This is a genomic window from Dysgonomonas sp. ZJ709, assembly GCF_011039195.1.
In the GTDB taxonomy this organism is placed as follows: Bacteria; Bacteroidota; Bacteroidia; order Bacteroidales; family Dysgonomonadaceae; genus Dysgonomonas.
Window position 1 is genome coordinate 65,550 of record NZ_JAAKEM010000015.1, and the last position, 21,485, is coordinate 87,034.

Genomic DNA, 21,485 nt, shown 5'->3' on the forward strand with positions numbered 1-21,485 from the left:
CAATTATAAATTTTTTCCTTGTGTAAATTCTCTGTATTTAATCGGAGAGGCTCCGGTCATTTTTTTGAATGCTGTACAGAAATAATCGGGGTTTTCGAAACCAACTTCGAATGCTATTTCCTGACTGGTGAGCATGGTGTTGGTAAGTAGTTCTTTGCTTTTCTGTACGCGCAATTCTTGTATGTACTGGTGTGGAGATAATCCCGTATATTGTTTGAAGATACGTCTGAACCATGAGTAACTCATGAATACCTGATTGGCAACGCTTTCGGGTGTAATGTCCGTATGAAAGTTTTCAAACATTATCATCTTTGCTTTGTTTATCTGGTTTGTTACTTTCATGTCTTCGAAAGCCGCATACTTGTCTTGAGAATAGGCAATACCCAGTAAGTGATTGAGAATACCTGCCAACATTTGTTGGAATCCGGTTGTTTGCTCTTTTGCTACACTGATTGCACGCATATAGAGCTGGACAATATCTTCGCGTGAGCCTACATTAAATATGGGCTTATGCATATTGAAAAATCCGTTTTGAATGCGACTGTCTATATTTACGCCTTTAAATCCAATCCAATATTCATTCCATCCGGTCGAAGGATCGGGGCTATAAGTATGCCATTCACCGGGAAATAATAAAAACATATTTCCGGCTTTAATTTCTGTTTTTTTCTGACTGGATGAGACAAAAGTGCCTCTACCTTGCGTGATATATATTAATTGGCATTCTTCCAATACGCGTCCCTTCTGTGTCGAGAATAGGTATCTGGTAGGATGGTTTTGGGGTGGATAGGGAGTGTGTGGATCGATGTGTTGATAACCGACCGTATTGACAGTAAGTCCCCATAGCATGTCCTGCTCATTTGCTATTAAATACTTGATGTGTACAGAGTTTTTCATTGGTATAACAGTAAGGTAAAACAGAAATTAGAATAGGTCAAAAAACAAAATGAGGATGTAATATTAAAAATAAAAATGTATATAACCAAGAAAATGATTGAAATATATTAATTGGTGCAAGTGTCAAATTTTTAAATCCTTAAATCAAATACATCAATATTCGAAATGTCCAATGCGTTACTTTTGTACCAAATCAATGCTATATCTAATATTACACTATGAAAACACATTATTTTTTCGCCTTCGACCTCGGTGCCACAAGTGGACGTTCTATTTTAGCGACAGTAGGAGGCGGAAAAATAACATTGAAGGAATTGACTCGTTTTCCCAATAAAATCATATCTGTACATGGTAAATGCTATTGGGATATATATGCCATTTTCGAAGCATTGAAGGATGGGTTGAAGGTTGTAGCAGCGGAGAAAATCAAATTAGATGCTATTGGAATTGATACTTGGGGTGTCGATTTTGTTTATTTAGGAGAAGACGGTTCTTTGTTGAATCTGCCACGATCGTACCGTGACCCTTATACAAACGGGATTCCTGAAGAATTGTTTAAAGTATTGCCTAGAAAGGATTTATACGAATTGACAGGTATACAGATTATGAATTTTAATAGTCTGTTTCAATTATATGCTGCCAAGCTCGAAAATTCTCCGGCTCTGGAGAAAGCCCACGACATTTTATTTATTCCTGATGCCCTATCTTATATGTTAACAGGAGGTAAAGTATGTGAATATACGATTGCTTCGACATCGCAATTATTGAATCCAAAAACAAGAAGAATAGAGCCCGAATTGTTGGATATTTTAGGTCTTAATTCGAATGTGTTCAGACCGATCATAATGCCTGGTGAGACAATCGGCTTTCTAACAGAAGATATTGCTAGAGAGTGTGGTGTTCATAAAGCTCCCGTAATAGCCGTTGGTGGGCACGATACCGCTTCTGCAGTAGCCGCAGTTCCGGCAGATGGTGAGAGTTTTGCATATCTTAGTTCGGGTACATGGTCGCTGATGGGAATCGAGGTTAAGGAGCCTATTCTGACACAAGATTCTTATGAGATGAATTTCACAAATGAAGGTGGTGTAGATGGTTCAATCCGTTTCCTTAAAAATATTGCAGGCATGTGGCTTTTAGAGCAATGCCGCAAAGAATGGGGAGGGACTGGTGTCCATTATTCTTATAATGAGATTGTCGAACTTTCTGATTCGGTTGCAGGATTTCAATCTTTTGTAGATCCGGATGATGCAAGCTTTGCTAACCCTGTTAGTATGGTTGTAGCTATTGCTGCATTCTGTGAAAAGACAGGACAAAACGTGCCGAAAACACATGCTGAATTTGTAAGATGTATTTTCGATAGTCTTGCGTTTAAGTATCGATATGTATTGGAGTGCCTGCAAAAAATGGCTCCATTCAATATAGAAAAGCTGCATATAATTGGTGGAGGTTCACAAAATAAATTATTGAATCAGTTGACTGCTAATTCTATAAATATGCAAGTTGTTGCAGGTCCTGCAGAGGCAACTGCTATAGGGAATGTTATGATGCAGTCAAAAGGAATTGGTATGTTCGATTCTTTGCAAGAAATGAGATTAATGGTTCGTAACTCAATAGATTTGGATACTTTTTATCCTCAGGATGTGCATTTGTGGGATAGCGAATACAACAAATTTTTGAATATCATACAAAAGAAATAAAGTTAACACTTAAACGAAAAAACGATGACTAAAAACTCATTAGTACAAAGATCTTATGAAATAGCGAAAGAACGCTATGCTGCCGTAGGTGTAGATATCGATGCGGCTTTAGTAAAATTACAAGATATCTCGATCTCGATTCATTGCTGGCAAGCCGATGATGTTTGCGGATTTGAAAATCTGGGAAATGCCGGAGGCGGAGGTATTCAGGCTACGGGAAACTACCCGGGTAAAGCCCGCAATATAGAAGAATTGCAGTCGGATATTTCTAAAGTTCTGACTCTTGTCGGTGGAAAACATCGTCTGAATCTGCACGCTATATATGGTGATTTCGGTGGTAAAACTGTCGACCGTGATCAGATAGATGCGAGCCATTTTACAACATGGATGCAATGGGCTAAAGAAAGTGATTTGAAATTAGATTTCAATTCTACTTCTTTCGGTCATACTAAAAGTGGTGATTTAACATTGGCGAATCCTGATAAATCGATTCGCGATTTCTGGATAGAGCATACGAAACGCTGCCGTTTGATTTCGGAAGAAATGGGTAAGTTTCAGAATGATCCATGCATTATGAATCTTTGGGTGCATGATGGAATGAAGGATCTGACTGTAAATAAATATAAGTATCGCCAGCTATTAGAGCAATCTTTAGACGAAATATTCGCTATTGATTATAAAAATATGAAAGACTGTATAGAATCTAAACTGTTCGGTATTGCACTGGAAAGCTATACTGTGGGTTCGCATGATTTCTATTTAGGTTATGGTGCAAAAAAACAAAAGATGGTAACGCTCGATATGGGACATTTCCATTTGTCGGAAAGTGTTGCCGATAAGATATCTTCATTGCTTCTGTTTACCCCTGAAATTATGTTGCATGTGAGTCGTCCTGTTCGTTGGGATTCGGATCATGTAACTCTTTTAACAGATGAGGTGATCGATCTGGCCAAAGAAGTAGTTCGTGCAGATGCTATTAATAAAGTTCATGTAGGACTAGACTTTTTCGATGCTTCAATCAATCGAATCGGTGCTTATGCAATCGGTATACGCTCGACACAAAAAGCACTTTTACAAGCGTTGTTAGAGCCTCTTGCTAAATTACGTGAATATGAAGCAAATGGACAATATTTTGAACGCTTGGCTTTGCTCGAAGAAGCGAAGGGTTTACCTTGGAATGCTGTGTGGGATTATTTTTGCATGAAAAGTGATGTTGCTATTGGTGAAGATTATATAGCAGAAGTACAACAATACGAGAAAGACGTTACTTCTAAGAGATAAAAACAAAGGTTGTGATTTGTGGGTATTTGATATATCTGGTCGGTAACATTCATTTACTCACAATTCATAACATATAATTATAACTGACCAACATGAATACAATAATAGGATTAATCATCATTGCGTTTGGCAGCTTGGGGCAATCAAGCTCGTATGTTCCGATCAATAAAGTGAAAAACTGGTCGTGGGAATGTTTTTGGCTTACCCAAGGTGTCTTTGCCTGGTTGTTATTTCCTCTCCTTGGTCTTTTATTGGCAATACCTTCGGGTTATTCGTTTTCTGAAATAATGTTTTCGGGTGGCGATGCTATCTGGAAGACTATCGGCTATGGTGTTCTTTGGGGTATTGGAGGGCTAACCTTTGGTTTGAGTATGCGTTATCTGGGTGTTGCCTTAGGTCAATCACTGTCGCTAGGTACATGCTCTGCTTTTGGAACATTGATTCCTGCTTTGCTTAAAGGTGATAATCTATTCAGAGGAGACGGTTTAATTCTGCTTATCAGTGTTAGTATTGCTTTGGCAGGTATTGCTGTTATCGGATATGCGGGTGCTTTGAAATCGAGCAATATGTCTGACGAAGAAAAGAAAAAGGCTGTCAAAGATTTTGCATTGAAGAAAGGTGTCCTGATTGCATTGTTGGCAGGGGTGATGAGTGCCTGTTTCAGTTTAGGGCTGGAAGCCGGAGCTCCTCTTAAGAATCATATTCTTGAGCTCGGTGCAAATCCTTTATTGGCATTGAATCCTGTTATATTCCTTGTTACTTTAGGAGGCTTTATTACCAATGCCAGTTATTGTTTATATCAGAATTACAAGAATAAAACCTTTAAAGAATATACGTCTATTTCGGGGGGTAACTGGATCAATAATATTTTATTTTGTGCATTGGCCGGATTACTTTGGTATTCCCAATTTTTCGGACTAGGTGTAGGACAAAGTTTTTTCGAGCCGGGTAGTATCATGATGGCTTTCTCATGGAGCATATTGATGTCGCTCAATGTTGTGTTCAGTAATCTGTGGGGCATCGTACTCAAAGAATGGAAAGGTGTCGGGACGAGGACAATAATAGTACTCCTTTTAGGTTTGTTATTATTAATAGGTTCTATTATTTTCCCTCAATTAATTAAGTAAAGCTGTATGGCGATATGATTAATATTACTTTTATAGAAATAAATTACAATTAAAAATGAAACTAAGTATTAATAATAAATTACAAGCACAACTCGACGAGGTTGCCGAGATTGCAGGTTATTTATGGGAAAAGGGATGGGCAGAGCGTAATGCCGGAAACATATCTATAAATGTAAGTGAATTTATAGGTGATGAGAATAGAAATCTCTCTGCGCAGTCTAAATATCCATTACCTCGCAATATGAAAGAGCTTGCCGGCGATTTCTTCTTTGTAACTGGTACAGGCAAACGGATGAGAGATGTAGCTAAGTGTCCTTTGTCAAATGGCTCGATTGTTCGCGTATCGCAAGATGGAGATTCGTATGATGTAATTTCGGAAGAGAATGTGAAACCGACTTCGGAGCTGGCTTCTCACTTTTCTATCTTAGCATCATTCAAAAAGAAAGGCTCAAACAACAGGCTGGTATTACATACTCATCCGACGGATTTGATTGCAATGTCGCACATACCCGAATTGAAAAATGAAAAAGCACTGAATGAATTGTTATGGGGTATGCACCCCGAGACATTTATTGTTGTTCCCCGGGGTATTGGTCTGGTGCCTTATGAAGTACCCGGAACATTAGCTATTGCTGATTTAACTTTACCTACACTTGACAGGCATGATATAGTTATTTGGGAAAAACATGGAGTATTTGCTGTAGGTGAAAATCTGACTGATACTTTCGACTTGATCGATACTCTATCTAAGTCGGCTCAGATATATGCATTTGCCAGAACCTGTGGCTATACACCGGAAGGACTTACCAAAGAACAGATACAAGGGCTTATAGAGCCTTTTGGGATAAAACTATGAAACTCATTTTGAGATAAAAGCGGTAAATAGTTATTTTATTAGAGAACACTTTAAGAGTAATTAAGAAGCTGGTTATATTCATAACCAGCTTCTTTTGTTTAAATATATTATCATTTAATTAAAGGCAGTTTTAAAAATGAAAAACACGCATGCATCCCTGCGCGCGTGTTCTCTCTCAACACACATTTCACAAAACTGAGTTATGCAACAAATTGTTTGTGCTACATACTCTTTTCTTTATTACCTCATTATTTTCTATGTCTTTTTCAGAAAGATGAAGAGGCAATTATTTCTTATATTTTACAAAGAGAATTTTAATAATAACATTCCCTATGTATTATGATATTCCGGGTCAATTCAATCCTCACGATTTATACTGATTCTTAAGGTATAAAAATAGTTTATTGTAATTTATAAACAGTGAACAATTTCGTGTATTGTAAACTATGTTTGTGTCGTATTTAGTGGTGATTCCATGCAATCCTGTCTGTTGTTGTCCGTTTGAGATTGTTGCCTCTTAAAAAGTGTGTATTTTCGTGTTTGGGGATTGTGTTTATTTTTTTTCGTTTGCTCTATGGCTGTTTTAGCTGTGTCGACCTGCTTCAGCAACTTACTCTTATTCGGAGGAATAAATCTTTCAAAGATATTGAATCTTTACTGAAAAAATATGGCAGTAAGAAGAGTCTTACTGCCATAAATAATTGTATTAACTTAAATCTTATTAATCTATTTCAAGATGAAAATATTTATTGAACATTTGGGCCTGCACCGAATTGAGGAGCATTTTTGTCATACCATACACGCTCACTATTCAAGATCGTTGGATCACTATTGTTACTTCCGTATGAATAATTTTGATCTTTCCATGCTTGTAGAGTAATCTCATATAATTTATCTGTAGGAGCCGGTTCACTAACTTTGAATCGTCTTGGAATTCTGTTTGTATAATCTAGTTTTTTGTCAAAAGCCTGCCATGGTAAAACAGTGCTATTTTTCATAGGAACACCAGATCTACGTACATTCACAAATTGATCAACCGGATTCATTATATAATGTATATATTGTTGGATATATACTTTCTCTAATTGATCACGAACAGATCCGGTTAATTTAAATGCATCATTATCTAACATGGCCTCAACCATGGCTGAATTGATTTTTATACTTTTATCTAGCTTGTCATTGACTGAGACGCGGTTGTAGTATGGAACCTTGTTTAATTCTGCGGCTTTATCATACATATAAGCAGATAAACGTGAACCTTCGGTTAAATATGCCTGTGCGGATTGAGGAAGGTTTGCTCCTAGTAATTTAAATTCGGCTAATAGTAAATTTACTTCCGCCGCCGAAAAGAAAATACCGTACCAAGGGGTTTGCTCGATATCTTTGTCTGGTGCAACATCCGGTGCATCGGGATAAGTAAAATCATAAATGCCTTTTACAATCTCTTGATTACGGAAAGATAATGCTCTGTATGTTTTATCAGCTCCGGCTGAGGTTTTTAATGTAAACAGAGTACCAGTAGGGTTAAATATCCACTTGTTTGCATCATCCTGTCCGGCACCAATTTCTAAAGGTGCACCGTAGTAACGAACCCAAGGTTCACCATCACCTTTCCAAGCTGTGAATGTTTTCTTACTACCATTTACCTCTATAATTGCATTTTCTTCGATATATGGAGGCAGTTGTTTGTTCTGATCCAGAAACGCCTGAACAACTATCGAATTGAAATCATTTTTTGTAAATACGCTTAGTAAACGAGTGTCATGATTTTTCTTCATGAAATTGAGTAGAACATCATTAGCCAAAGCTTCAGGAAAATCATTATTCCAGTGATTATTATTCTTTCCACGATTGTAAATCAGATCATCCTCACTCGAAGTAAGAAGACCGGCAGGACTTGCTGCTGCTTGATTTACAAGTTCTAAAGCTCTTTGCTTATTTGTATTTATCAGACGAGCCGCCAATTTTACTTTCATAGAATTAGCCAGTTTTGCCCATTTAGCTACATCACCATTATATATGAAGTCTTGAGAGCCAAGAGCATCATTTATTTTATTTGATGTCAGATAATTGATTGTTAGGTCCAATTCTTTTACCCATAACTCGATCAGCTCTTCTTGTGTATCGTATTTAGGTAATAATAGAGGGGGATCGGTATAACGGGCTCTTTCAGCTTCACTGTATTGACGTGAGCCATACATATCACTATCATTCATGCCGATCATTACCAATAATGGATTGAGAAGATACTCGATATATCCGTATTTTGCTTTATCGGCTTCATTCATCTGGCTAATCTGATAACGAACCTCATTCGTCATTCGGAGTAATCTATCGACATGTGAGCCGATACTTCCCTGCTCTGTAATAAGGTTGAAATTGTCAGTGTTTCCGCCGGTACCCACGCTAGTTTGTGTCCAGGAAGCTAATCGAGGTACGTCATAATGCCATGCACTGTAATCCATTGGTTCTACATTTACAAGACATTCTGTAAATAAGAAACGGACATTAGGAGTGGATATATCCGAGGGTCTGGAGTTTAGATCAGCAAAGTCGTCTTGGCATGCTATTAACATTCCTGCACTCACAAGACATGTTGCAATATAATATTTTAATTTCATAACTATTTTATTTAGAATTGTGCATTAATTGTGAACATATAGCTTGCAATATATGGCTCGAAACCGCGAATACGGAATTCTGCCGCTCTATTACCACGAACACTTTCGGGATGTATCCCGTTTGGAAGTGAATTATATATGTAGCATAAATTACGCCCTGAAACACTTACAGCAAGATTTTTAGCGCCAACTTTAGATGCCAAAAAACGTGGGAGTTTGTATGACAGTGTTACATCACGCAAAGCAACATAGCTTAGTTCATGAACCCAGTCATCATTAATCGTACCTTCACCCCATGCATTTCTGAATACGTGGTATGCGCTGGCGTGGGTTGGCTCTATTATGCCTTGTTCTACAGCTTGTTGGTGAGATAGTCCGCTAATATCATGTTTTTGACCATCGATACCTGTTGCCATAGTTCCCGGAGCAAATACACCTTCAAGGATAACACCATCGTTATAGGTAATACCATTACTTCCACCGGTATATTTACTTGTCCACTCCATACCTCCATTCTCTTTATCTCTGTACTTTAATGATGATTCAGTCCAGCCGGCATTAGAGCCATAACGATTGCTATACATTGCTACCAGACCTCCGACGCGCGCATCCAAACCAACATGAAGGCTTAAGTCCTTCCAGCTTACATTTGCAGCCATAGATCCTAAGAAATCAGGATTCATGTCACCTAATTCTTCAACTTTACCACTACGACGTTCGTATACAGCACGGCGCGTATCACTATAGTTTAGCAAAATACGTCCTTGCTCATCTTTTGCCGGAAGTATATCCGTCATTAGCATACCATAGCTACCGCCAACTTTTGCAACTGAACCTACACGGTAATCGTATAAATTGGTCTGTCCGGCCAATTCAATATATTCCGCTGCATCAGGATGTAATTCAACAATTTTACTTATGTTTTTAGTATATGTAAAATTTAATCCGACTTCCCAATCTTTATTTCTAAAAGGAATTGTATTCAATGCTACTTCTATCCCTTTATTCTGGATATTACCTGCATTTATTAGCTGTCTGTTTACTCCCGAAACGTCCGGAACGGCAATAGTCATGATTTGATCTTTTGTATTTTCTTTGTACAAAGTCAAGTCCAAATTGACGCGGCTATCGAAAGCCCGGAAATCAAGCCCTAATTCCCATGCATTTTTACGCTCAGGCTTCAAGCTTTTGCTCTTCATTGTTCTATCCAGTGTATTCAGATAAATATTGTTGCCATTAGGTAATTCTAAAATACCAAAACCATAAGCCTGATTTATCGAATATGGATCAGTATCGTTACCAACTTGTGCCCAAGAAGCACGTAGCTTTGCAAGTGTAATCCATGATGGCAATTCGAGAGTTTCATTAGCTAACCACGCCCCTGATACAGATGGGTAAAAGTATGAGTGATTACCTGTCTTGTTTGAATAAACTAATGCCGATGACCAGTCGTTACGTCCTGTGATATCAAGGAATAATTGATTGTTCCATGCCATATTTACAGCGAAGATCCCTGACAATATTCTTTTGGTATTATTTACATTAGCATCTGATGTTTTAGGTTTAATCGAATTATCGACGAACCATTGACCGGGAACCACCATTCCTCCATCAGTTCTGACATTATAAGCTGTCTGCGTATTATTATAGTATTCGAAACGGGTAAAGCCTCCAATGGAGAATTTATCGAAGACCTTATTAGCAGTTAAACCTCCACCAAAAGTTGTTTGTTCTCGGGTTCTTTGGAACATTTCGTAGTATCCACCTTCATTTGCATAGCCGCTACCTAATTGTTTATCTTCGGCACGGATATGATAATAATTCATATTAGCATCAGCTTTAAATTTCAGCCAATCTGTAATTGCCACATTAACTTCGAAAGTTGAACGGGTGACAGTTTCTTTTTGGTAATAGTCCCAGTTGTCAATTTGGAACCAATAACTTTTATTCGGTACACTTCCATAAAGATCTCCATATTCAGTACTTGCTATTCCTCCGTGCTCGCCTAGGTACTTATCGCGGAAATATGCCGGATCATATAGTGGTGAGTATGTTCCGTTAATAAAATTTTCACCAATATTGCGGGCCGCATTTTTCGGAGTCGAATTTGCAAAGCTGACGGATGCTGCAACATCTATACGATTACTCAATTTATGGCTGGCTTTCAAAAGAAGGGCATACCGTTCGAAAGTATTGTGCGGAGTTGTCGAAGTTGCGTTCTTAGAGGAAAGTGAAGAATAAAAAGTTGTTCTCTCATTTCCACCTTGTATCGCTACGTTTGTATTAGTATTAAATCCAGTTTCGTACATGTCCAGCATATTGTTTTTTCTTGGACTATATGTAGTCATTGTGCCATCGTAGTTTTCAATTTGGCTTCCATTGTATGCTGCACCATAACCGGTAGAAAATCCTCCTGATGGAATAATTAAGGTATTTTGCCCGTTTGAGTTTACTTGGGTTTGCCACGGCTCCCATATATTGCCATCACCATTAGCGTCATAACGTCCGACATATGGCCCTACACCATATTTAGTTTGAACTCTAGGCGCCCTATAAGCATGATCCCATCCTAATGTTTGCGAGACTGAAACTCCGAGACCGGTACTGCTTTTACCACTTTTAGTGGTGATTACAACAACACCGTTCAGTCCTCTGGACCCATATAATGCAGTTGCTGCAGCTCCTTTTAGTACGGATACTGTTGCGAAGTCATCAGGGTTAAGATTTTTCAACTCATTACCATAATCACTGGCATTGGGTCCCCAATTCAAATCGTCATTACCTGATACTCCATTATCCAGAATAACACCGTCTATAACATAAACAGGTTGGTTATTATTTCCAAATGTCGAAGCTCCGCGAATCTGAATTTTTGTAGCACCAAAAATACCACCATCCGATTGTGATATATCAACACCGGCGACTTTACCTTGCAATCCGGCAATTGGATTGATTGTATTTACATTCAGTTCGTCCCCTTTCAATTCGGTGACTGCATATCCCAATGCTTTTTCTGAACGTTTTAGACCGAGGGCTGTAACTATGACAGCATCTAATACTTTTGCATCTTCGTCCAGTGTTATATCCACTGTTGTTTTGCCCGCGACTCTTACTTCTTTGGTTATAAAGCCCACATAGGTCACGACTAGTGTTGCATTACTCGAAACCGATAGTGTGTAATCTCCGTTTACACCTGTCATTGTTCCATTCTTTTCTCCTTTTTCGTAGACGCTAGCTCCGATAAGTGGCTCACCAATATTATCAGTAACTATCCCTTTTACTGAAATTTTATCGGTTTGCGCACTCACTAGTGTGCATACGAATAGCGCCATGAATAACATATTCATGCGCAAGGCAAATCTACCTAAACCTTGTCCGATAGATTTTCGACATTTGAGTCGTCCCTCATGTTTCATACTTCTTGAGCTTTTTAGATTGTTTGATTGATTAGTTTAGTATATAAATCCTTTTTATAACACAAAAACAGGATTCGATATTTTTAAGTGGTTACTGAATCACTTAAAAATATCGAATCCTGTATATTCGTTGTATAAAAAAGAGAAAGGTTGTGCTTTTCGACAAACTTTTCTTTTGAGAATGTTATTTTTTTGTTATGCTCTCTCTCTCTCTCTCTCTCTCTCTCTCTCTCTCTCTCTCTCTCTCTCTCTCTCTCTAATAAAACACAGTTAACTTCCAAATTTTCAATTGAAAAAATGGGCGTAAAAGATGAAATATTTTGTATTAGATTTTGCATAGGGTTATTTAAATGTCAGAAATACATATTGTATGACAAATGATAGAAATTTGATTGCGAATTCTTTATCAAGGTGTAATAAGTGTTTTTTTGAGAGCAATCTCTGTAAATCCTAAATTAATGTTTTTTATGTATTAGGCTGTAAACGTATAAATAAATCCTAATAAAAAAAAATATTATATTGAGCCAGATCTTCTTAGATTAAGTTTTAGTTAAAAATTCAACAATTACTATTTAATATGTTTTAATAATAGGCTGTTTATTAGTGCGTTTGTGTGCTTTAAATTTGATTTATATGCTTGTGGAATGGCTGTAGTATGTTGTAAAACATAATATTAAAATAATTAATAATTGAAAGCTTAAATCTAATTGGGAATATCAAAATGTGTTAAATTTACAGAATAGAGTAGTTCGATTTTCTAAAGTATAATGCTCAATATATGTTAATCAGAGAAGTGTATCTCTAGTGGTAAGGCTAAAGGTTTAGAAGATTTATTTGTCCTCGTGTTTCTGTATTTAATAATGAGTTTCATCTCGTTACGAATACACTTTCCTTTTTTTTGAGGAGGAAAAATGGAGGTGATTTAAGAGTTGGCTTCGTTTTAGTGCCATTCTACTGGACAGATTCTTTTTATATTCTACTGTTATTTGTTATTTTTTAGGTCATTTCGCAAACAATTTTTTTCTGACCTTAGTAAGAAAATCCTTATTTAATATTATCTATTATATTTTGATATTGCTATTGCAAAAGTATGCTGGAATTAAATTTTGAATCTATTTTGAATGCTAGGAAAAATGGCATTTTTTCTAGTTAATATTGGATACATATTATGCTTTTTTCATATAAAACTTCTTAATATTCTATATCTTTGCAATTCTTTTGGTAACAATTTTCCACCTGCAAATGTTATTCTATAAAATATGCATTTGTGAAGACTGTTATTTCAGATTTATATTAATACAATTACTACCTATGGCTTCTGTTAAAATCTTATATCGGCCTTCAAGCAAAGTCGGACAATCGCAAGGCAGTCTTTGCTTTCGTATTATTCACCAGCGTAAAGTGAAAGTGATAACAATAGCATCATCTATTAATCAATCGGAATGGGATAGTAATAAACAGGTTATCGTCTATCCGGCAGCACCTTTATTTCGAGTGAAATTTCTACGGGAGTTAGAAGATAAGATAAAACAAATTGCAAATAGGTTGGAACAAGTAATAGCTGATCTTGAAAAACAAGGACGTTATGAAATAAGCGATATTGTGTGTAAAAGTTATCTCGAAGAAGAAACAAATTCGTTATATCACTACACTGAAAAGCAGGCCCGATTGCTTTTCGATTATGGGCAAGAGCGAACAGCTCGTGCTTATCGTACAACAGTTCGCCAGTTGATGAAATTTAATAAAGGGGAAGATTTGTTATTGGAGCATATTAATATAACTTTTGTTAGGGACTTCGAGAGACATATGAAACTGCAGAATAAATCATTGAATACTATTTCTTTCTATATTCGTAACTTACGCGCTATTTATCATAAAGCTATTCAAGATAAATTTATTATTGCTAAAGCTGAGAATCCTTTCTCTGGGACTTTTACCGGATTTCAACGAACAAAAAAACGAGCTTTAAGTTTAGAAGAAATTGCACTACTTAACAATTTAGATTTTTCACAACTATTAAATAATAATGATCAAAAGACTTCATCTGCACTTTCATCTGTTGATGAAAAGCTTTATACTTGCTGGCGTCTGTTTTTCTTCTGTTTCCATGCTCGCGGAATGAGTTTTGTCGATCTGGCATATCTGCGTAAGGATAATATTCGCAGAGGTGTTATTTCTTATTATCGCAAAAAAACGGGACAGCTGATGGAAGTGAAAATTACATCAACGCTGCAAGGTATAATTGATAGCTTTAGTGACGATGTGGCATATTCGCCTTACTTATTTCCAATCATTGCAGATAGTGGCAGATCTTCTAGACTCCAGTACGAGAGTGCTTTACGTCTTCAAAATAACAAACTTAAGGAATTGTCTCATCTTGCTGGTCTCAACAAGTCGCTTTCTACACACATGTCTCGACACTCATGGGCTACTCTTGCTAAAAGGGAGAACTTACCATTGTGGGTTATTAGTGAAAGTTTGGGGCATTCTAACGAAAAGACTACTTATACCTATTTAGCTTCATTTGAACGTTCCATTTTAGATCAGGCGAATGAAGCTATTAGCGCAGCTCTTAACAGAACGAGTACTTATCCCTCCAATATTCGTAAGCGAGGCTAATTTATAAGTAGACCTTAATTAATTTATGTGCACTCTTGTGATATTCATGAGGGGATATTTTTATTTTGGGCGCTTTGTTATTCAACTTATGAATAAATATGCCATTTTAGTCTAATTAAAAAACGTTTTATTATGTTAATAAGCAGTCAAAGAGTAGACTTTCACCCTCTTTTTATTACATTTGTATATTAATCACAAGGTAAAAGACATATCTGTCACTTTCTAAGTGTCAGAATGATCAATATGTCTTATGCATTTTAATGTTGACAAAGGTATTACATTCTCAACCCAAATCCGTTCTGTATTTCTCCCTATTTGTTAATAATTTCCACCATTCGTTAATAATTTCCGCCATTCATTTTATTTTGACGAATATTACCTGGTGTTTGCCCGAAGCAATCTTTACAGAAATCATTGAAATGAGAAGAAGAATTAAACCCGAAATCCGCGCTTATTTCCTTAAAACTACGGTCGCTCGTACTTATCTCATGATATATTTTACTAGCTTTTTGCTTTTTCATCCATTTATAAGGTGATGTTCCAAAAGTCCTTTTGAATTTTTTCTCGAAACCTGAAACTGAATAATTCATTGATTCTGCTAATTGCACCAATGTTGTATATTTGCTGTAGTTTTGCATGATATGTTCAGCAAAATTAGTATTCATACTTAAGGCCATATTGAAAAATATTACCAAATCTTCTTTCGTGTAAAAAGCTCTAAATAAGAAAAATAGCTCTTTTATTTTTATTTCAAAGAAATATTTACATTTCAGTCCTTTAGAAATACAAGTATCTAGAAATACTAAATAATCCTTCAAAATAGCATTGATTTCCAAGGACCCTGAGGATGCTATATTATTATCTAACTGAATTGTTGAGGTCTGTTTAACTAAATCTTCAACTCGGTATCGATCACAAAATTGCATTTTATTTTCCAAACGAATAATAATTAAAGCAACATCTTCTTCGACATATCCTTTAAAATGATAGAATGCTGGGACATATAACATCTTCCCCTCTTCTATTATCTCATCGCAGAAATAGCCAAAAGAGAATTTCAGCTTTCCTTTCATCAGAAACACTATTTTATTTGTTAAAGTATTAATATCCCAGGTGGAATCTTTGGTGAGATCTTTTCTTTCAATAACAGGTCTTTCTCTATTGCTATAATTCGCACAGTATAGGTGTTCGTTTGGATATAATAATCTTATATCATTCATATTTACAATGTGTTTAGCAAATGTTTAACGAGATAGATTATATCTTATCGTTTAACATTCAGTTGTATCCGTTGGTAGGTGTTCTTTTCACAGCTTATTTGGTGTAAGCTGTCTCTTATTTCTTGTTTTGATGTTTAACTTTGTATTAAACTTCCTTCTCTTTTGCTTCTTCTGTCTTGCATATATGTGTTTGATTATCAGTGAGTATATGTTGTGTTTTTATTATGATCTGACACTTAGAAAGTGACAGATTTATAGATCTATTAAGATATATGTAAGTGCCACCAAACATTAACTGGATATGTACAGAGTTGAGTCTCACAAGAATACCTTAAGGCAACGCAACGGATATATGGATGTTAGTCTGGAAATTAATATTCAATGTTTATCAATTGATAGAGATTGCGCATGTTCAATTAGACCTGTTATTGTAGAAGATGGGTGCTGCTGCAAATTGCCGCAAGTACTGCTCGATGGAAAACTTTATCACAAAGGTTATAGTCAGATAATGAGTAATATAGAAGTGTGTATTCTCCACAATGAGCGCAATGGTTACCAATGTTTTAAGGTGATAAAATAGTAGACTTTGTTATAAATATATGATATCGGTTGTTTACGAACGCCGGATAAACAACCCCCGGATTACTATTATAAAAATATTTTAAAATATTCAAGAAAAACTCCTTGATATCACACACAATAGTTTATAATACATAAAATGTATAGTCATTGCAATTATTTATTTAACATTAATTTTAAAAATGAAGAAAGTATTTATTAGTTTAATTATGTCTGGATTTTTATTCACTGCATGTAGCAGTGATGAGACTCTTGAGACACCAGAAGAAAAGGCTGTAGGTGCAATCGAAGCTACAATCTCTTTCGATCAAACAAACACAAAAGCCGATCCGGCACTATCAAAAGCAATTCCGCTTACTTCTTGGAAGAATATTGAGAGTGTACAAATGTTTTTATATGAGACTGGAACAGGAAAGATTGTATATGCTTCTGACTATCTAGATCCATATAATGCAGGGGGAACACCAATTACAAAATTTACATGGACTAACATCCCTGTAGGAACTGGAACTTACGATCTGGCTTTGGTTGCTAATGCTAAAAGTAGCGTTGCTACGCATGTTTCGACATACATCGGAACAACAGCAGTACAATGGGGTCAATATAATGTAAAAGAAGATAAGTTATTGAATACTGATGTTTTTGCAAAATTGAAACCTGGAACATTGCCTGCCGTGCATACTTCACAAAGCGCAGCGCATGCAGCTCAAAAAGGTTATATAGTACCATCTGAAGTATTTACTGCTTATGCTACCGGTATACAAATCGAAGAAGGTGTTACTAAAACATTGGCTACAGCTTTGAAACTGAAACGTGAAGTATCATTATTACGCGTAAGAATAAACAGAGAGGCTGTTCCTGCGACTGTGAAATTCGATGATGATAAAGCATCTGTACTAATCCAAAGACAACCTCAAAAGTTAGGATTTAAACAAGGTACATTTGCGGGTGGAATCGTGGCAGGTACAGCTAATGATGTTAATGAATTAATCGTAGGTGGTACTGGTGCTACTGCTTTTAATGCAGTTAATCCGGCAGCGGCTGATTATTCAAATAATACTCAAATGCTAACAGCTGGTTTTACACTTTGGAAAGATATAGTAGTATTCCCTAATCTACCTTCGGCAGAAGTAGTAAGTGTTGATGCTCCTGTTGCAAGTAACAGACGATATATAATCCGTGTGAGTGCTTTGGCTCCAAAAGATTATGTTTTAGATAATAATACAGTACTGAGTGCGCCTACTACAGTATGGTGGTATGGTTATATACCTCATGCATTTACAGCGAATACTATAAGAGAAATAAATCTGACACTTACATCTAAAGGTAAGATCACGATACCGGCTGTTCCTGATCCTGAGGGAGGTTTAATTATAAATCTTACAGCTCCTGAAGATTGGAATGCAAACATTGACAGATCTGATTTAGAACTTTAAATAACAATCATTCTTATTCAATAAGTGAGTAGTTCCCTGTATAGTGTTGAGAGTAAGGCTCTCAATGCTATACAGAAGGGGACTCTCATATCAGAAGCCTTTATCTTTATAAAGTAAAGAACAAATGACAAGTAAATATAAATATACCGGGAGCATCTATCTTATAATTTTTCTAGTATGTATGTGCATGTTTTCATCGTGCACGTATGATTACTTTGAAGATGAGACAAACTATGTTGTATATGTCCCTAAAGCGGATGCCGCGAAAATGACAGATACATACAAAGTAGAAGATGTAAGGATATACATTTTCAATACAGACCTCCAAAGAGAGCGTTACTCGGTAAATCCTTTTGCTGAAAACGCAAGATCAAGAGTCGGAAACTTTCATTTCAAACTTTTGCCGGGATTACATCATGTGTATTGTTTTACGAATATGCAGAATATCGGATTTTCGGATATTCAATCACACAACACAGCTAGGTTCGGTCTACAACAATCTGAAGATGGTTATTATCAGGAACCACCAGTTATATTAGTCGACTATAATGAGCCGCATATGCGTGTACCAGGGCCACCGATTACCGATACAGCATGGTTCGAACATCAATACGTTGGACGTATTTGTTTTGCAATGAAAAATCTAGGGAAAGTAAATCCTAAACTTTCCTTCGACAATATAAAAAAAGTTGACATTATAGCTTCGGGTGTTGGTACTATCCAATATTTATCTCAACTGTCTGATTCGGTTCAGACCCGCTCATCTCGTAATGGTATAGATGACAAAATGCGTTTGAGTGCAGAACTATATCAGAGTCCTTATAAGGATTTTGAATTTGGATTTGAAAACTACTACTTGCCGTCTCCGGATCTTTCTGCCGAAGGTAACTCTTCGGATGCTTTTAGCTTCAAAATAAGTTTCATGGACGCTGGTAACAACATAATAGAAACCCTCAATGTTGATGCGGTTGATAGTAAAACGGGTAAAGCCGTTGTCCTGCATATGGCACAAACCATTGTATTAACAATAGATGGTAATAATGTACAAATACTAGAGTTGGGTAACCCCCATGACTGGTATTCGGATATAGAAGGTACAGATAATAATACTCCAGGTAATGGAGGAATAGAAATGTAATACATATTATAAAATATATTAAACACAATTATTTCGATGAAACATTTTCTAAGATACATATTGGTTTGTTTAACACTCCTTTTGTTTTATTGCCCTCAGTCGCAGGCTCAAGCGATTAAAACGAACATTCCGCTTATTGCGACAGGAAATCCTAATATCGGAGTTGAATGGTCGGTAGGAAAACAGTTAACCCTCAATGGTGACATTCTGTGGGCACCTTATCTTTTCAAAAAAGACGAAGAAGTTTTCAGAGCACTCATTACTAGTGTAGATTTCAGATATTATATCAAACCTAAATTTTATTATACAAATGATTTATGGGATGGTCTTTATGTCGGTCCTTACGCTATGTATGGTAATTTCAATATAGGATTTAAGAATAGCGATGAGTCTAAGATGAGTTATAGAAGAAAGGGATGGGGACTATCCAGTGGGATAACAACAGGTTACAAATTTTATATATCGAGCCGTTTTCGATTAGATGTTAATCTGGGTTTGGGTTATGCTCATATGCAATATGATAAATATCAATTAGGTGGAGAGTATGCCGAATATCCACTCGAAAAGAAAAGGACAAAATCATATTGGGGACCTACAAAATTTGGTGTTCATATTGTCTACAATATATTCAGATAATAGTAAGAAATAATGATAAACAGAAAAATAAAAATACGGCTTTTATCCTTGGTTCTTTTATCGGGTATATCTCTTTATACATATTCGAAGGAGATAAAAGGAAGTAAACAAGACAACAAAGCCCGAAAAATAGAGATGAAGGCTGACCGTAAGTTTATCGGGCAAGAGTTCGATAAAGCGATGGAGATTTATGAGTCTGCCTTTGTTAACTCAATGAGTACTGAGTATGCAGCAGCACTTCATTTGAAAACAGCACGGTTATATCTTACATTGCTGGATTATTTGTCAGCAATACCTCATTATGAGGCGGCTATGGCTTCGGGTGAAGAATTATTTACTGCGGTCGATGTATGTAACTACCTTGATGCACTTAGATATTCGGGTCAAAAAATTAAGGCAAGCGGTATAGCCAGACAATATGCTTATCGCGATGTGTATAAACTGGATCAACGTTATCAGAACATATTGCATGCTTTGAATTTCGAAGATGGTTTTTTGCCGGTAGGTGCTCCCGAATATAATGTAGATAAAGTAGAAAGTGCCGGTACTTCCAATTCCGAATTTTGGATCGGTAGGATGCAAAACGATTTTTTCTATGCTACAAGTAACAGTAGGTTTCATGATCCCAATAAGAAATTTTATCACCGGACAAGATATTATTCTTTAGATGAAAATTCAAAATTTTCGTTAAGTAATGAAGATAATCAGAAGGATGCCATATCAAATTCTATTCCTGTTTATTTGAAAAATGGATCATTAGGAGATAATCAGAAGAATGACGTATTACATTCTATTCCTATTTATTTACAAAACGGACCATTATCTTTTTCTCATGATATGAGCAAAATAATAGTGACCGAAGTGTCTTACGACAAGGGAGATCAGATATCAATGTCAAAGAAGGGTATCAATACATTCCAAACAAAATTATATTATTCACAATACGATGCTAAGCGTCGCGGATGGTCGGCTTTCACAGAAGCTTTTCCACAAAAACAGGGATTTTCTTATGCCCATCCTTATATATTTAACAACGATCGCTCTGTACTGTTTTCGTCCGACATACCGGAAGGATTTGGTGGATATGATATCTACGTAGCACATTGGGACGAAAAAAATAAAAGATGGGGAGAACCTATCAATCTGGGTCCTCAGGTAAATACGGAAGGTGATGAAATATCTCCATGTTTTTACGAAGATATGCTTGTCTTCTCGTCCAATGGTCATGTTGGTTTTGGCGGATACGATCTTTATGGTATAAGTTATGAAAATAACAGTGTGGTACCTGGTAGCCGAATTCATTTCGATTACCCTCTAAATACCGCACTCAACGATTTTGGTATGCTACGCATCAATCTGAATACAGGTTATATTGTATCGGATAGGCAACGAGTAAACAAAGATGATATCTTTTACTTTGAGCGTAATAAAACAGACAAGAAGAACAGCCTTATTTACGGTATGTCAGAATCGAAGGCTATATCGAATGGAGCTATTAGTCTGATAGGTAACGAAGGGAATTATAATAATCTTCGTAAAGAATCTTTACCTCAATTCAATTATACCCAACATATGTTGAGTGTATACTTCGATTTCGATAGTTTCAATTTGGATTATGCAGCAACTACGGATTTGGCTAATTGGCTGAAAAAAGTTAATCTGAAAAACATTGAGTCGCTAGTTATAGATGGGTATGCCGACGAAATGGGTACCGAATTCTATAATTATAATTTATCGAATAGCAGGGCTGAAATCGTTGCTCAGTGGCTCGCCGAACAAGGCGTTAATGTCAAGGTAGTTGTTTCCGGGAAAGGGAAAGTTAGAGTCGGCAAAGTTGATTCGTCAGAAGTTCCTTTCCATAGCGATTACTCAAGCAACTATAATTCATGGTCCAATAGAATTTGGATGAATCGCAAAGCAAGGCGCGTAGATATAATAGGAATAATTAAATAACAAATA

The 21,485-nt window shown here is 36.4% G+C and carries 14 protein-coding genes; 9 read left to right on the plus strand and 5 right to left on the minus strand.

Translation table 11 applies throughout. The features are described 5' to 3' along the window. Positions 1-3: 3 nt before the first annotated feature. A complete protein-coding gene (locus G7Y56_RS11490; RefSeq protein WP_165020256.1) occupies positions 4-897 on the minus strand; it encodes an AraC family transcriptional regulator in 894 nt (297 codons plus the stop codon). Positions 898-1,115: 218 nt separating this feature from the next. On the opposite strand from G7Y56_RS11490, the gene G7Y56_RS11495 reads away from it, so the two are divergent. From G7Y56_RS11495 to rhaD, 4 genes are all read left to right on the plus strand, one after another. Then, positions 1,116-2,594, plus strand: a complete 1,479-nt coding sequence (locus G7Y56_RS11495; protein ID WP_165043566.1) for a rhamnulokinase family protein — start codon at positions 1,116-1,118, stop codon at positions 2,592-2,594. 24 nt (positions 2,595-2,618) lie between these two features. Continuing rightward, positions 2,619-3,875, plus strand: coding sequence for an L-rhamnose isomerase (locus tag G7Y56_RS11500; protein WP_165043567.1), 1,257 nt, complete (start codon positions 2,619-2,621; stop codon positions 3,873-3,875). Between the two features lie 92 nt (positions 3,876-3,967). Then, on the plus strand, positions 3,968-5,002 hold the full coding sequence (rhaT, locus tag G7Y56_RS11505) for an L-rhamnose/proton symporter RhaT (protein WP_165043569.1): 1,035 nt from the start codon (positions 3,968-3,970) through the stop codon (positions 5,000-5,002). 55 nt (positions 5,003-5,057) lie between these two features. After that, a complete protein-coding gene (rhaD, locus tag G7Y56_RS11510; protein ID WP_165043571.1) occupies positions 5,058-5,858 on the plus strand; it encodes a rhamnulose-1-phosphate aldolase in 801 nt (266 codons plus the stop codon). A 746-nt stretch (positions 5,859-6,604) separates the two neighbouring features. Here rhaD and G7Y56_RS11515 read toward each other — a convergent pair. The 3 genes from G7Y56_RS11515 to G7Y56_RS11525 form a co-directional block, all read right to left on the minus strand. Beyond that, complete coding sequence (locus G7Y56_RS11515; RefSeq protein ID WP_165043572.1) at positions 6,605-8,482, minus strand: SusD/RagB family nutrient-binding outer membrane lipoprotein; 1,878 nt, start codon at positions 8,480-8,482, stop codon at positions 6,605-6,607. An 11-nt stretch (positions 8,483-8,493) separates the two neighbouring features. Further along, positions 8,494-11,814, minus strand: coding sequence for a SusC/RagA family TonB-linked outer membrane protein (locus G7Y56_RS11520; RefSeq protein WP_255498740.1), 3,321 nt, complete (start codon positions 11,812-11,814; stop codon positions 8,494-8,496). Between the two features lie 167 nt (positions 11,815-11,981). Beyond that, on the minus strand, positions 11,982-12,236 hold the full coding sequence (locus G7Y56_RS11525; RefSeq protein ID WP_165043574.1) for a hypothetical protein: 255 nt from the start codon (positions 12,234-12,236) through the stop codon (positions 11,982-11,984). Positions 12,237-13,209: 973 nt separating this feature from the next. Between G7Y56_RS11525 and G7Y56_RS11530 the strand changes: the two genes are divergently transcribed. Next, positions 13,210-14,517: a site-specific integrase gene (locus G7Y56_RS11530; protein WP_165043576.1), complete on the plus strand. Its 1,308-nt coding sequence runs from the start codon at positions 13,210-13,212 to the stop codon at positions 14,515-14,517. A gap of 338 nt (positions 14,518-14,855) precedes the next feature. On the opposite strand, the gene G7Y56_RS11535 is transcribed toward G7Y56_RS11530, so the two are convergent. Further along, positions 14,856-15,737, minus strand: coding sequence for an AraC family transcriptional regulator (locus G7Y56_RS11535; protein WP_165043577.1), 882 nt, complete (start codon positions 15,735-15,737; stop codon positions 14,856-14,858). Between the two features lie 761 nt (positions 15,738-16,498). Between G7Y56_RS11535 and G7Y56_RS11540 the strand changes: the two genes are divergently transcribed. The 4 genes from G7Y56_RS11540 (at position 16,499) to G7Y56_RS11555 (ending at position 21,479) form a co-directional block, all read left to right on the plus strand. Beyond that, positions 16,499-17,752 carry a fimbrial protein gene (locus G7Y56_RS11540; protein ID WP_165043579.1) on the plus strand — a complete coding sequence of 418 codons (1,254 nt, stop codon included), beginning with the start codon at positions 16,499-16,501 and terminating at the stop codon, positions 17,750-17,752. 187 nt (positions 17,753-17,939) lie between these two features. Next, positions 17,940-18,890 carry a hypothetical protein gene (locus tag G7Y56_RS11545; protein ID WP_255491297.1) on the plus strand — a complete coding sequence of 317 codons (951 nt, stop codon included), beginning with the start codon at positions 17,940-17,942 and terminating at the stop codon, positions 18,888-18,890. A gap of 36 nt (positions 18,891-18,926) precedes the next feature. After that, complete coding sequence (locus tag G7Y56_RS11550; RefSeq protein WP_165043581.1) at positions 18,927-19,526, plus strand: DUF3575 domain-containing protein; 600 nt, start codon at positions 18,927-18,929, stop codon at positions 19,524-19,526. A 12-nt stretch (positions 19,527-19,538) separates the two neighbouring features. Continuing rightward, positions 19,539-21,479: an OmpA family protein gene (locus G7Y56_RS11555; RefSeq protein ID WP_255498735.1), complete on the plus strand. Its 1,941-nt coding sequence runs from the start codon at positions 19,539-19,541 to the stop codon at positions 21,477-21,479. Positions 21,480-21,485: the final 6 nt, after the last annotated feature.

What these genes read in the sequence shown, in the direction of transcription:
- rhaT (WP_165043569.1), top strand. Translation starts at nt 3,968, where the DNA reads ATGAATACAATAATAGGATTAATCATCATTGCGTTTGGCAGCTTGGGG.
- G7Y56_RS11500 (WP_165043567.1), top strand. Translation starts at nt 2,619, where the DNA reads ATGACTAAAAACTCATTAGTACAAAGATCTTATGAAATAGCGAAAGAA.
- G7Y56_RS11535 (WP_165043577.1), bottom strand. Translation starts at nt 15,737, where the DNA reads ATGAATGATATAAGATTATTATATCCAAACGAACACCTATACTGTGCG.
- G7Y56_RS11490 (WP_165020256.1), bottom strand. Translation starts at nt 897, where the DNA reads ATGAAAAACTCTGTACACATCAAGTATTTAATAGCAAATGAGCAGGAC.
- G7Y56_RS11540 (WP_165043579.1), top strand. Translation starts at nt 16,499, where the DNA reads ATGAAGAAAGTATTTATTAGTTTAATTATGTCTGGATTTTTATTCACT.
- G7Y56_RS11530 (WP_165043576.1), top strand. Translation starts at nt 13,210, where the DNA reads ATGGCTTCTGTTAAAATCTTATATCGGCCTTCAAGCAAAGTCGGACAA.
- G7Y56_RS11550 (WP_165043581.1), top strand. Translation starts at nt 18,927, where the DNA reads ATGAAACATTTTCTAAGATACATATTGGTTTGTTTAACACTCCTTTTG.
- G7Y56_RS11525 (WP_165043574.1), bottom strand. Translation starts at nt 12,236, where the DNA reads ATGCAAAATCTAATACAAAATATTTCATCTTTTACGCCCATTTTTTCA.
- G7Y56_RS11515 (WP_165043572.1), bottom strand. Translation starts at nt 8,482, where the DNA reads ATGAAATTAAAATATTATATTGCAACATGTCTTGTGAGTGCAGGAATG.
- G7Y56_RS11545 (WP_255491297.1), top strand. Translation starts at nt 17,940, where the DNA reads ATGTTTTCATCGTGCACGTATGATTACTTTGAAGATGAGACAAACTAT.
- G7Y56_RS11555 (WP_255498735.1), top strand. Translation starts at nt 19,539, where the DNA reads ATGATAAACAGAAAAATAAAAATACGGCTTTTATCCTTGGTTCTTTTA.
- rhaD (WP_165043571.1), top strand. Translation starts at nt 5,058, where the DNA reads ATGAAACTAAGTATTAATAATAAATTACAAGCACAACTCGACGAGGTT.
- G7Y56_RS11495 (WP_165043566.1), top strand. Translation starts at nt 1,116, where the DNA reads ATGAAAACACATTATTTTTTCGCCTTCGACCTCGGTGCCACAAGTGGA.
- G7Y56_RS11520 (WP_255498740.1), bottom strand. Translation starts at nt 11,814, where the DNA reads ATGGCGCTATTCGTATGCACACTAGTGAGTGCGCAAACCGATAAAATT.